Source organism: Bifidobacterium sp. UMB1197, assembly GCF_030217745.1.
Lineage (GTDB): Bacteria > Actinomycetota > Actinomycetes > Actinomycetales > Bifidobacteriaceae > Bifidobacterium > Bifidobacterium vaginale_B.
On sequence record NZ_JASOOL010000015.1, the window covers coordinates 1 to 13,868 of the forward strand.

At 45.1% G+C, this 13,868-nt stretch carries 6 protein-coding genes; all 6 read right to left on the bottom strand.

Going from position 1 to position 13,868, the window contains the following annotated elements; translation table 11 throughout:
• Window positions 1-276: 276 nt before the first annotated feature.
• Window positions 277-1,614 carry a hypothetical protein gene (locus tag QP420_RS06335; protein ID WP_481616883.1) on the bottom strand — a complete coding sequence of 446 codons (1,338 nt, stop codon included), beginning with the start codon at window positions 1,612-1,614 and terminating at the stop codon, window positions 277-279.
• A 312-nt stretch (window positions 1,615-1,926) separates the two neighbouring features.
• Complete coding sequence (locus QP420_RS06340) at window positions 1,927-2,664, bottom strand: Abi family protein (RefSeq protein WP_230953855.1); 738 nt, start codon at window positions 2,662-2,664, stop codon at window positions 1,927-1,929.
• Window positions 2,665-2,906: 242 nt separating this feature from the next.
• Entirely contained in the window at window positions 2,907-3,731 is an 825-nt protein-coding gene (locus tag QP420_RS06345; RefSeq protein ID WP_481616884.1) for a GTP pyrophosphokinase, read from the bottom strand.
• 239 nt (window positions 3,732-3,970) lie between these two features.
• Window positions 3,971-5,095, bottom strand: a complete 1,125-nt coding sequence (locus tag QP420_RS06350; RefSeq protein WP_481616885.1) for a class C sortase — start codon at window positions 5,093-5,095, stop codon at window positions 3,971-3,973.
• A gap of 243 nt (window positions 5,096-5,338) precedes the next feature.
• Window positions 5,339-7,117, bottom strand: coding sequence for a SpaH/EbpB family LPXTG-anchored major pilin (locus QP420_RS06355; RefSeq protein ID WP_481616886.1), 1,779 nt, complete (start codon window positions 7,115-7,117; stop codon window positions 5,339-5,341).
• A gap of 298 nt (window positions 7,118-7,415) precedes the next feature.
• On the bottom strand, window positions 7,416-13,127 hold the full coding sequence (locus QP420_RS06360; RefSeq protein ID WP_481616887.1) for a Rib/alpha-like domain-containing protein: 5,712 nt from the start codon (window positions 13,125-13,127) through the stop codon (window positions 7,416-7,418).
• Between the last annotated feature and the right edge of the window lie 741 nt (window positions 13,128-13,868).

Below are 13,868 nucleotides of genomic sequence, written 5' to 3' on the forward strand. Positions count from 1 at the left end.
TCGTAACTATATCTACCAGTTGACATGAAATAACCCTTTCACTAACTGTCCAGAAAAAGGGGTACATATCACAAATCACGTACAAAAAGCGGAACACAACTCCGCACTTTGTACCAAATTTGACCTAAATCACGTACAAAAAGCGTAAATTTCCGCTTTTTGTAGCTCTAAACCGCGTGTCAAACAACAAAAAGCGGAAGATTTTCCCGATTTTGTAGCTCTAATCAGCGTGTTGAGCAACAAAAAGCGTAGATGATTAATCGAGAATGTTGTAGATTATGCAACAGCCACGGGAACACCTGCCGAAAGCAACTTCTTCTTAAACTCAAGCGGATTCAAGATATCGCAATAATCAAATCGCACAATCCTATCAACCCCGCAATCCATAATCCAGCGCTCTCTATCTCGCTCTTTTCTAACAGCATCGCGATTATACGTATATAAGTTATTTGTGCTTAAGTTGCCAACATTCTCCACGCCTTCATTGAAACCATCAAAGGATAAATCGCCAGCAACCGAGCGGTTATTAAGCGAAGTCCTATCTTCAATCAAATATTTATCAGTACCATCCAGCTCGCCAACAATAATTTTTCCGTTAACTTTCCACATAAAATCTGCGCGATACGGACTCTGCGGGCAATTCGGATTCGGAAACTCGTGCTGCAATTGTGGCTCCACAAAACCAAGCTCAAGCATAACCGCACGCGCCAGCGACTCTCCACCGTTCTCGCTCTTAGGATTCGCATACTTTACCAAAGTCTCCATTCGCGACAAAACATCAAATTTATCAGTGTCACGAAAATTTGGATTGTTAATAGGCGAATAATTTACACCATAAAAATCCGCGTTTGTTGGATTCTGAACACTGTTCAAGAACTGCGGCGTATCGCTACAACAATCCATGGAGCCGTAAAATTTACGACAAACACGCAAAATTTTGTTAAGATCTTCACCCTTGCGAGCCGCAGAATCGAAAGTTGCTAGCGACTCAGCGAACGATCCCTTCCAAGCGCAAGCATATAGAACATTATAAATGCTGGCAACATGACTAATCGCAAGTTCTTCAGCAGTTGCAATATGACCAAATGACAATGACAATGACAATGACGCCGACGCCGATGACGCCGACGCACCTTTATATCTGTTTTTATTAAAATCATCAAGCCTTATGCCAAACTCATCCTCTATTATGTTTGGAAGTTTTAGTCGGCTGTATTTGTGTCTAAATGCATCCCGCACCGATTTTTTCTTCTCCAAAGCAGATTTTTTGCGATCCAAAGCAGATTTTTCCGCATAACTAGACGACACATATATTTCAGTAAGCGAATGATGTATGTAAGGCAAGTGAACCACCTCCAGCCCCAAAAGCACGGCGGCAGTTTCGCCAGTAAAATTCCACTTTCTTATCTTTATCTTATTTGTAAGAGTGATTGCAATACGCTTGACTTTATCTTTGTACAGCAATTGATTCCAGTGATCGCGAATAGCGTAGAAGCCATAATATGGCTCAATCAGCTCTCCAGACTTAAGATATCGGCGCAGAATTGAGCGGTCGTTGAAACACGAGGCCATTAGGCATGAATTATTTCGCTCCGACTCAAGTAAATTGTTCATGAGTCTGGCAGGGAGATTTGTATTTCTACAAGATTCCTCTGGATTGCATGAAAGATTTTTAACAATAATCATAGGCCGATAATAAGTGGCGGCGTTGTGCTTGTAAATAGATTTTTAGCAATGTGGTTAAAGGCTATAAACCGTTGAAAACCGCGCGTTTTGTAGCGATTCATGGCGTGTCGTGCTACATTTTCGGGAAAAACCTCCCGACTTTGTAGTTCAAAACCACAAAACCAACAACATTCTCGGGAAAAACTTACCGAAAATGTAGTTCAAAACCACAAAATCAACAACATTCTCGGGAAGTTTTATTCAACCATCTATTAGTTCCAAATACTTATTAGCCGCTTTACGTATTTTCGCAGAATCAATCCAGCCATTCGTAAACGATTTATTAACTGAATGAAGTAGCGTAAACAATGCGTTTGTAAGATTTCTCTTTCCCTTAGCTATGTTGTATAGATTATCAAAATGAGCTGCTTTATTCCTAATCTCTTTAATATAAATAAGATTTTTTGCTATTGTCTTCCTATCCTCATCATATTTTTTATTGCTCTTGGAATCATTCACAAATGGAAATGCGTTACATATAGACATTTGCCAAAGTTTTTGCTGTATGAGATTGTTTTTTGTTGTTTCAGAAGATCCAATAAGTTTTACCCACGTTCCCCACATGAGTTTAGATAAAATGTCATCATGAGTTACACTGCTACCAGCATGAGCGTGAACTGCAATTTTTTTCGCTTCATTGATTTGATTTTTTATTAAGTCTTTAACTAAATCTGGCGTATATAGAGGATTAGTCCATGCTTCATTTTGCTTTTCTTGCAATGCAAGTTTGCGAAGTTCTAAATCAATTGAATTACGCACGCATATTTCTACGTATCCAATCTGCTCGTGTAGTATTCCTGCTAATTCATGATTTGATTTGCATATAAGCATGGCTGTGCTCACATCATTATTCGCATCGCGCATATAACGTTCAAATCGTGCAACGCCGCAGAATTGTTGCGCTTCTTGAAGAGATATAAAAGATGTATTAGCAGCCATTAAGACATTGTACATCTAGTTTGATATTTAACGCAGAAATACAAGCAAAAAATGATTGCAAAAATACAAATCTTTATGGAGTGTGATAGAATTGACACACCTGTGTAGGTTGCTCCTACACGTGATTTCATTGAGCTCTTGTTCATTTTGGACAAGAGCTCAGTTGCTTTATCCACATTATGCAGAACGCAGAGCAACAAAGTCGGGAAAAAATTACCGAAAATGTAGCTCAGTCAAAGCGCCTACGACTCAGGCGCATCCTCCACACGCGGCGCACCATTAATATCGCGATGAATCCCCTGCATCTGCGCCTCAATGGCCTGCAAATTCTGCGCGCACTCAAGCAGTGTCTTGGAATGCTCCGCCAGCTTTGCATCCGGCAAATCCGCCTTATACCGCAGCGCGTGCTCCAAACTGGCCCAGTAATCCATTGCAATCGTGCGGAATTGCACCTCCACCGGCGTGTAATGCGCACCCGACGACAAAAACACTGGCACAGCGTAAATCACGTGCAAGCTGCGGTACCCATTCGGCTTCGGGTTTTTAATGTAGTCCTTAACCTGCAGCACCTGAATGTCCGTTTGCTTGGAAAGGTATTGCGCAACCGCGTACACATCGTCGCGATAGTTGCAAATCACGCGGATTCCAGCCACGTCAAACAGGTTGTCGCGAATCGAACGCGTTGATATGCTTAGGTTTCTGCGACGCAGCTTCTCAAAAATCGAGTGCACGGATTTAAGCCGCCGCTCCATGTGATGCACGGGGTTGTGCGAAAATCGCACCTGAAACTCGCCGTCCAAAATCTCCAGCTTCGTGCTAATTTCGTACATCGCACCTTCGTACACCTGCATCATGTTTACAAATTCGTCCATTTGCTCGGGCGGAAGATGCGGCGTTTCGCTTTTTATAGATGATTTTTGCGCGGACTTTTCGTCGGCGGTTGCTTGCGACTTTTCCGCGTCTGGCGAATTTGTAGCAGTGGCGTCTTGCGCCCCACCATCGCCCGCCCCCTGCAGGCTGGCGTAAAGTTCGGCCAAATTTAAACGATTATGACGATCAAGTATCACGTTTTTCTATTTTACTCGCAATCTTGCTATAAGTCTGATAATCACCTGGGAATATGCGTGCTCGAAGGTATGTCGTCGCGCCCGAAAATGTAGCTCAAAACCACAAAATCTGCAACAAAATCGGGAAAAAGTTACCGACTTTGTAGCTCAAAACGGCAAAATCAACAACATTCTCGGGAAAAACTTACAGACTTTGTAGCTCTAAACAGCGTATTGGACTACAAAATCGGGAAATAGCGCTAGCGCAGTTTAACCTCGCCACGCCCAACCCATAGTATGTGCTTGCCGCGAATATCCCACTTGCGCCGCTTCTTGCCAGCCGCCGCCGTAATCATCATGGAAAGAATCGCCAGCGAGAATATCATCGCTATAACAAACAGCGTCATCCAAAGCGGCCACTGCACATGGTCCTCTGGCGCCGCAACAGGGTCCGGCAGCACGCGGTACCCCGTAACCAGCAGCCTGTGCGAGTTCACACCATACGGCGTGCACGTAAGCAGCGTCGCCAAATCGCGCCCAGGCTCGCGCTGCAGCAGGCTTATGTCGTGCGGATCCACCACGTTTATGCGAAACACCTTGTATCGCAAGGTCTCCCCTTGCACATCAAGGTAAAAATAGTCGCCCTTTTTAAGGTCGGTTAGCGAGTCGAACATGGTTGCGTTCGGCAAGCCCGTGTGCGCGGTGATCACGGTGTGCCGCCCCTTGCCGCCCACTGGCAAATCCGTGCCGTACAAGTGCCCCGCGCCTCGCGCCAGCGTCTCTTGCAGCGTGCCATGGTAAATCGGCAGCTTTACACCGATTTTCGGAATCTTAACAATGCCAATAATGCCCATCGGCTCCTCAAGCGTTTTAAGGTATCGCTTGTAGCCAGGCGTGTTGGTTAGGTCTTCCTGACCGTCCCCGCCGTACGGGTCACGCGTGAGCATGTCTTTGCGCGTGGCGTTGTAGCGCTTTGCACCGCGAATGTGCGCGCGCCGCACGTCGCCAGCCTGATCGTGGTTGTACTTATCGTACGCTGTAGAAATCTCCTTCGAAACGTGATTGTTCCACAGCGTTGAGCACACAGGGTAGCTAAAGCACAAAATGCCCGCAAGAACCAGCGCAATCGGCTCTATAATGCGCATCAGCGCGCTTTTCTTTTTAGTTATTTTTTTAGTTATTTTTTTAGTTTTAAGTGTATTTTTGTTTATTTTTTGGCTTGAGTTTGGGCGTGGAGTTCGGTCTTCGGCTGCTTGCGATTTTTCCGCAGCCACGCCACTTGCGCCAGCTGCATTGGAGGTACGCTTCGCCTTATTTTTAAACAATTTAGCAACAGCGCGCGCACGCAACGAGCGGCACAAATTGCTAACATCGGCTAGCTTCATAACTCCTCCAAGCTCAAGCTATTTAATGAAATAACTCCGCACTTTGTACCACATTTGACCAAAATCACGTACAAACTCGGGAAAGATTAGAGCACTTTGTACCAGAACACGCCAGCGTAGAAACAAAATGCTCAACGCATTTTGTTTTAAGCGCTGCAGCGTGTCTTCTGGTACAAAGTGCCTAAATCTTTTGCATGATTAAACCAAACGCCACCTAATCCAGCGTTGGCTAATCACACACAATCACGCAGCCTGCTGCTCTTCTTCCTTCTTGCGATTCTTAAGGAATACGAACATACCAGAGCCAACAAGACCGAGGCCAATAAGCGCAAAGATAATCACGCCTGCAGCACCAGTTTCTGGAAGGTTAAACCAGCGCTTGTTGCCTTCACCGCCGTTTGGAAGATCCTTAAATGTGTAGGTAAAGATAGCTTTAGTAGTGTCATAACCTTCACCCGTATTATTTGCAGTAACTTCCTCAACCTTTGGAGACAAAGCAAAGCCTTCTGGAGCAGCGGTTTCTACAATGTAGAAGGTCTCTCCAACCTTAACTTCAAAAGCACCAGTCAAACCAGTGCCGCCAGCAGTGCCTTTGTTTGCGCCTGCAAGGCCATCAGCAATGGCATCAGAATTCGTGCCTTTAACAAGACCCTTAGTAGCCTTGTCCTTGCAGTTGACATCAGTACGAGCCTTATCTGCTGCGCAAGCAACAGCATCATCCTTCTTAGCAAAGACAGCAAACTTAGCATCCTTAAGCACCTTGCTAGTATCGGTTCCATCAACCTTCTTAATCTGGAACTTAACAAGCGTCACCTTTGTATTTGGATCATTTTCTTTAGGATTGACTGGATCTGGAGTCTTTTCACCATTTTTGTGACCTGGCTGGAAACCATACTTGTTGAAGAAGCCAGTAGCTGTAGTAGGAGCATCTGCTTTAAGCTTAAACGTAAACTTAACAGTTAACTGTGGAAGCTGAGCCTTGTTGTTGGCAGTCTTGATGGCGTTAGCAATGTCAGCAAGACCACCATTATCGCCGTCGGTAAACTCTACTTTAATGCGAACACGTCCACTTTCTGGACCATTTGCTTTAGAAGCGTCATACTTTTCAACACTAACCTTGTACTTATCTTCTTGGGTTCCAGTGTTATTAATTGGTGTAGTGCCAATATTGACTTCCGTAACCAACTTCTTAGCATCAGCCGCACTGAGATTATCAGTCACACCTTCATACGCATTAGTTAACGCGTCATCCCACACAGCAAAATCCTTGAAATCATCCTTTGTGTAGCTACCAGGATCGGTTGTGGACGTTGTAGTAACATCTGTGGTAATGGTGTAAGGAATCTCATCGCCAGCACCAACAGTGCCCTTGGTGTCAACCTTCTTCTTAATATCAGTTGGCTTGTTTTTTGGCGATACCTCTACATCGTACTTGTAGGTGTTATCCGTGCTGTCTTCCGCACGAGTAACTTGCGGAATCGTCATGAAGAATGGCTTAGAAAGACCAGCATAGCCAGCTGGTGTCTTTGTTTCTTCAACCTTGTAAAGGCCGATCTCAAGGTCAGAGAACTTTGCTTCACCTTTGACTTCACCTTTTGCGGTATTGTCTTCGGAAGCAGTTGTAACCTTTTTAGCAGTATCAAGATCCAAATTAGCATCATTTGGATTTGCGTTCAAAGCACTAACCTTAGCGGCAACCTTCATCCAGTCGTCGTAGCTCTTGAGGTTTAATTCAGCAGTATCACTCTTATTAAGCTTCTTAACCCTAGTAACAGTGAACTCTGCTCCAGGAACTTTTTCTTGCTTTTCCTGAGTGCCATCACTGTTCAGCTTGTACTTGTACTTGATGATGTTGATGGAGCCCTTTATATTTTCCTGTCCCGTAGGCAATGCCCATGGAGCAGGCTTTGCATCCTCTGCCCAAGCGGAGCTGCCAGCAACCACGGCGCCAGCGACGCACAGCGTGCCAGCCATCGCGAGCGAGGCCACCGCGGCCACGCACTGCTTTGTTATCTTGTTCATATTTTCTCCTTGTTTGTTTTGTTCTTGCGAACACTTTGAGAGATATGTGTTATGTTTTGTGTTTATGTTGATTAGTTTGTGCAAATCAACCAACTTCCGCCAGTTAAACCAACTTCCGCCAATCGCAGCTTGCAACCAACTTCCGCCAGCCAACCAGCGCCGCAAACGCGCCAGCCAACCAACTTCCGCCAGCCAATCCACACCAGCTAATCCATTTAGTTATCATTTTCAGTTTTGATTGAGCACAATCATGCGCCCAAACCCTCCCGCAGGTTTTACGCTGCAGAAAATATCTTCATCAGCATCGCCACCTTTCGGTTATCCACCATTCGATGCGCAGCATTACGCCGCCGCACCACTCGGCAGTTTTGCGGATAAAAGCTTTGATTGCGGGGGCAGGTTCCGCGTGGCCGCAAGCCGCCGCGCCTACAGCGCGATTAGCCGCCGCTGCGAGCGAGGCTGGCACCGTGCTGGCCGCTGTTGTGCGAGCCACTGTTGTGCGAGCCGTGCAATCCGCAGCCACCGCACCGCGCGCCGCCTTACGCAGCATCGCCTTACGCAGCAACGCCTCAAGCATCGCGCGCCCCCACTTGGTCTGGTCAAGGAAGAACCCAGCCGCCATGGCGCCCGTGCCAAGCACGCACACCACGCTCATCAGCATGTTCCAATTCACGCAGTCTTCCCCGCCAGTCTTCGGCAGCTTAAATGGCTCCACAACGTTGACTGGGAAGAACTTTGCGGCGTAGTCAATGCCATTCGTGCCACTAAAGCCCATAGCGCTAACAATATCGCTATTATTAGGAACGCTAATCGTGTTACGCTGTACAGCATTCTTATACTCATCCAAAGCCTTTTTCTTCAACGCAAACACTGCGCAATAGTATTTGCCAGTATCCGTAGGCGCTTTGGAGTTTGAAATAAATCCGCGCGAGCGCTCCATAGTTCCGCCAGTGCTGTCGAAAAGCAAAGGGTTCTTTAATACATCAGTATCGCAACCATCACCATTATTCTTGCCCTTACGGCAGGCTTCTTGCTGCTGGAAGTTCGCGTGTCCCCACACTTTCTGATTTTCTCTACCATTAAGCTGGAAGAACAACTTGTCGAGATTTTCGCTCCAAACCTGAGGCTTGGTATCTCCCTTAGCAGGACTATTCGCATCCCTGCATAATGTTCTTAGCGTAATGCCGTCGCGCTTGGCGGTAGACCACGAGTCAACGCCAAGGTCGTTCAGCAGGCCGATTCCGCGCATAACAGTAACGCCAACCTTGCTGTCAACATTGTTGATGTTATCTGTGGAGTCGACTTGGACGTTAGATGGAACGTTATACGCGTTGCGGTCAAACTGCTTGTAAACGTTAACAGTCAAATCGTTCTTACCAATTGCTGGTCTAGTAACCTTCACCTTTGCGTAAATAGGGTGATCCTTGTTAATAGAGTCTTTGTCGTCCGATACAGAGCCGTCTGGGTAGTGAACCCTAACCTCGGCCCAATAGTCGCCCTCATCCTGCCACTTATCTGGGCGGAAGGTTACGGAGCCTTTGTTTTTTGCTTCCTTGCTGTCTTGCTGCTTCTTGCCGTCTTTCAAGTCTGGCTGGCCGTCTTTCATCTTAACGTTGTCTTCGCCGTCTTCAAAGTTAGCCCAAGGCAAATCCTTGACTTTCTTGTCACTAATATCGCCAGGCTTAACAAAACGCTTAATCTCGTACCAAGTGCCTTTAGGAAGCGAGCCTTCCTTAACGTTTTGCAAGTCGTAATCAGGAACGCCGTTGGCATTAACGTAATTCTGCCCGCTAGCGTCCTTAACCTTCTTCTTGCTTTGCGGAGTGTCAGAGCTTATAGCTGCCTTGTTGCCCTTCTTAAGATTCTTGTCAAAAGTACTACCCGCCAAAATCGTTGGAATCTTCGTGTAAGTCGGGTTATACAGCTGATTATCTCTATGAATACGCACAGAGAATGAATCAGTTTTATACCCCACGCCTTCTGTGCCGTATGGATTGCCGCTGGCGTTCAGAACGCCGTCAACTGGGTCAGCGTTCTTCTTAGATTTGATATTACCCTTAACGGCATCCGCAAACTTCTTCGACTCAGCATCGCCCTTTATAACGTAGACCTTGCACTGGTAGTCACCAGTCTTCTGCGCCTTGCCGCCAAAAGATCCGTGCGTGCGCTCAAAAGTGTTAACGCTCTTACTGCCGTCAACCCAATCGTCATACAAGAAAGTATCAGACTTGCACTTTTTACCATCCGCATTGCATTCAAGCTGTTCCTTAAGCGACGAATGCTTCCAAATCGTCTGCGGTTCCAAAAGACGCAATCCGTCTTTTTCGCTCTCCTTCGCATTTGGCTTCGTGTTATTAACATGACCAGGGAGCGTGCCATACGTATAGTCGGTTTGCTTGCCACTCTTGTCTTGCTTTGAGCAAATCATATGCTGGTGAAGATTGCCAACCGCGTTTGTTAAGTAAGCGTCAAACATAGGGCGATCGTTGCCAGTAAGAGAATCTCCTGGATGAAGGTTTATGCCATTTTCAACGCTGATTTTCCCACTATAAACTGATTGCTTCCTATACAAATCCAGTCCAAAATTATTATTGCCAGGCTTAGGCGTAACCTTCACCTTTGCATACACAGGGTGCTTGTAGTTAATCGAATCTTTGTCGTTTGAAGCAGAGCCATCTGGGTAGTGCGCAACAACCTCCGCCCAATACTCGCCAGCAGACTGCCACTTATCTGGGCGGAAGGTAACGGAGCCGTAGACGCGAGCCTTTTTATTTTCAGGAACTACTTTGCCTTTATTCTTAACAGGATCGCCGTTTTTATCGCGCGTAACATTGTCTTCGCTGTCTTCAAACCTAGACCAAGGGTACGTCTTGGCATTCTCGTTTTTAACTTCACTAGCTTTAACAAAGCGCTTAATCTCAAACCACGTGCCCGTTGGGAGACTATCCACAACAATGCCATCTTGCTCATCCAGCGGAACACCATTGCCGTCTTTAGTGCTCTTTGGCTTATCAGTGCTAATCTCGTCTCTTGTGGTATCACCACCCTGACCTTTCTTAATTGACTTACCAGCCTCAATCGTTGGCATAGTTTTATAAGTCGGGTTATACTTTTGGCTGTCTTTAAGCTTAACGCTAAATTTAAAAGTATTATCAGTCCACTCTTTGCCTTTTTGATCAGACTTACCAAGCTTATTACCAAAGTCAAATAGCTTACTGTAATCTTTCTTCTTCGCCTGATCATTTGCTTCTTTATCGAACTTCTTTAACGAATCAGAACCATTGTGGAACGCAAACACCTTGCACTCGTATTTGCCATCTTTACTAAACTTTTTTCCATCAATTACTGCGCGCGAACGTTGCAAAGTGTCAACGTTATAGCTATCGCTAGTAAGGTAATCATAAGCGAAGCTCTCAGCATTGCAAGTGCCCTTTTTCTTGCAATCTTTTTCTTGCTCCTTAGTGGCATACTTCCAGTAGCGATAGCCTGTAAATTTAACGCCATTAATGCTTCCAGAAGCGCCCTTGCCGTTGTTATCAGGCGGCGTAAGCAAGCTGTATACGTTAGTTTCATTAGAATTAGAATTTTTATCTGTTCTATGGCACACAGCTCTAAAATCTATTTTGCCGTCGCCATCTTTAGCCCAAGAATCAAGTATTATCTTCTTGTGAGCATCAATAGACGTTATCTCTTTATAGTCGTTTTCATTATAGCGGCGTTCCATCTTTGAATCTTTATAGCTATCATCGCTATAGACGCCATGCATTCCGCTGCCTTCCCAGATGTCAAGACTTACATCTGGCGGGTACTTTTTAACATGAACAGGCGCGTAAACTACGCTTTTTGCCTTATCTACCTTGCCATTGCTACTACAAATATTTCCAGCGTCCAAATCCTCGGAAGACGAGCCGTCCGCATACTTTACAACAACAGGCGTTTTAGTGTGATTGCCGTTGTTAGGCCCCTCGGCAAAGCTTTTGCCCGAATCTGTGACCTTGCTTGGAGCAAAATGCACGATGCCATCAGTGTTTCGCAAAGGATCTTTGCCAGTTAAGCTAGCCCAAGATAGCCTAGACTCGCCTACTGGGTTCTTAGAGTCGCCAAAAATATACTTATCTTTGTTGTAACCAGTAGTTTTATCTGGGAAGATGAACTTAACACCAGATGGTAAATCTTTGCCTCTTTTATCAATCAACGGTTTGCGGGCGTTGCATCCGTCCTTAGCTTTGTTATAAGGTTTAGCGCTATCTTTTCCATTATTTCCAGTTGCATGAAAATCTACTTCAGTCTCGTCATAATGCGGACTATACTGCGTTGCCTGCGAAAGAACGCGAATAGTAAGATTATGGCGTTTAACATTACGCGTATTCCCGTATACAAGATTGTATGAACCTGGTGCTGGATACTTGATTTCTATAGGAAATGTAAGTAAACCATTATCTTGGCCGTTACTTTTTCTTTTCCAATCCGAGATTAAAGGATTGTAAGTTACTTCACCAGTATCATGATTGATTTTTACACAACCCTTGTCTTTGGTAACATTGCACGGGCTACCTTGTTTGCCAGTATCTTCCTTAACACCACTAGGTAGATTCCCATAAAAACTATAATCCATGCCGATTTTAGGCTTAGTTGTTGAAACTCTATTAGGCAAATCAGTTGTGGTTTTATTTACATCATCTACAGTAAACTTGTACGGATGATCATCATCATATTTATACGCGTTCCAATTATCATTAAAATGCGCAGGAATAGGGTCATTCTTATTCCAATCCCATATTTTTGCAAAAGGCTTAACACTTATAGGAATTCCATACGAAGTAATTGGAACATTAGATCCACCACCGTAGTAGGTTGCTCCAGTTTTTGCACCCCAAAAATCGCTCAGCATTTCTTGCTTAGTGCTGTTACTGTATTCTGGATATTTAATCTGATCGTTGTCGTTAGGGTGCATCGACAAGAGATAATCTAATTTATCTGGAATACCATCACCGTCTGTATCAAATGGTCCAGCAAATGCAAACTTGTTTTTGCGATAATTACCTTTTCCTTTACTTCTATCGTTATCACTCGTAACACCAAAGATGAAAGGCATCTTGTAAAAATCATCTTTTGTGTATCCATTATCTAACTGTGCAGAAAGCTCCCACTCATAACCAGGAGCAATAATAAAACCACGCGAAGTATAGGAAAGACTTTGCTTATCAACAATGCCTACGCCAAATTTACCTTCATCTTTCCATTTGTAAATTTCGTCTACAGAATATTTAGAGGTAGCACTAGAGCCAGAGTTAGGAGCAGGATGATTATACGATATCTTTGACATATTGCTGCCGCCAACACCAGTTTCGCCACTTCCTGGGCCAACGCTGTTGTTCCAGTATGTATTACATCCACCATCGCTGAAATTGCACGTATTAATGTTGCCGGACTCATAACCGCGACGTATCCAAGATGTATTACGTCTATCTCTTTCAACGTAATATTTGTATCTAACTAAATTAATATTGCTAACGCCTTTTGGTAAATATGCATAAAATATTGGATTCTCTCCAAAAGGTCTATTAGTACCCTTTCCATCATCAATATTGCCTTCGTATTTTGTATCAACTCTACTCGCGTTATAGTAGGTCTGAGGGTTAAATACTACTTTCCAAGTTACAGTTTTGCCATCACTAGAAAATGATGGTCCGTCAAACCAGGCTGCACCACTGGCATATCTAGCATTATTTGTTCCAGCTCTAATTTCTTTTCCATTGTTATCTTCAGATGTTGCAACAAGATAACCCTCGCCTCTGTATTCCCAATAAATATCGTAGGCATTTGCCTTATTCACTGGAGGAAGAACGAGCATTGCAAGGAGCGTGGCGGCGGCGAGGATCATTGCAAGAAGTGCGCGGAGTAGGGTGCGGGCTGGGCGTGCGACGGCATCACCCTTATTCCAAGCAAAAGCGCGCAACGCAAGACGCCCCACGCGTGATGCGAATCCACGTAACCCTGCTGGTAACATAGTCTACTCACCTTTCCTGGCACCGCGAATATCGTGGCAAACCCCAACACACTGCATGAACCCACTCCATGCGGCTTGTTCCTCTTTATTCTTAGTTACTCTGTTGCACTTCGCTCTTGCTTGTGTTACGCATTTGCGCACAACGCCCAAAACGGGTAGAGTACCAGACAAATCCAATACTCAAAGGGCGTTAAGCACAATGTGCCGAGCGTTCCAACCAGTACCCGTACAAAGCGGGGACTCCCACTGCCCAACACAGCATAAACGTTCAGCAATCGCTCAACGCGGCGCTAAATGCGGCGGTTAACTCGGGGCTAACCCAACGACTAACCCAGCGATTAACTCGCGCGCAAAAACAAGATAGCAAAGCGCAGCTTTAACCGAAGCCATTAATATTTATACCCCCCCCCCCCAGAACGAATTGCAAGTTGCAACCCAACATAATTGCGCAGAGCGTAAAAGTTTTTATAATAATTGGCTTTTGCAAAAAAATCTATTGAATATGCAATAATAACCGAATAGTTTTATGTAGTAGGCGGAGTGTTTTGCATGACCTGCGTGTCGCAAAAACCACAACATCTTGTGGTTTGGGTGCGCGCGAACCACAAGAATACAAAACATAAGCGCACATAAGCGCACAAATATCGCTCGCGCATATGCAGCTCGCTCACGTCTTCGCTTGCGTTGAAAGCACACCGTGCTTTCAACCTGAGCAAGCTCAGCGAATCGAAGTGCATTCGC

Coding starts and splice junctions, on each gene's coding strand:
- QP420_RS06350 (WP_481616885.1), bottom strand. CDS start 5,095: ATGAAGCTAGCCGATGTTAGCAATTTGTGCCGCTCGTTGCGTGCGCGC.
- QP420_RS06360 (WP_481616887.1), bottom strand. CDS start 13,127: ATGTTACCAGCAGGGTTACGTGGATTCGCATCACGCGTGGGGCGTCTT.
- QP420_RS06355 (WP_481616886.1), bottom strand. CDS start 7,117: ATGAACAAGATAACAAAGCAGTGCGTGGCCGCGGTGGCCTCGCTCGCG.
- QP420_RS06335 (WP_481616883.1), bottom strand. CDS start 1,614: ATGAACAATTTACTTGAGTCGGAGCGAAATAATTCATGCCTAATGGCC.
- QP420_RS06340 (WP_230953855.1), bottom strand. CDS start 2,664: ATGGCTGCTAATACATCTTTTATATCTCTTCAAGAAGCGCAACAATTC.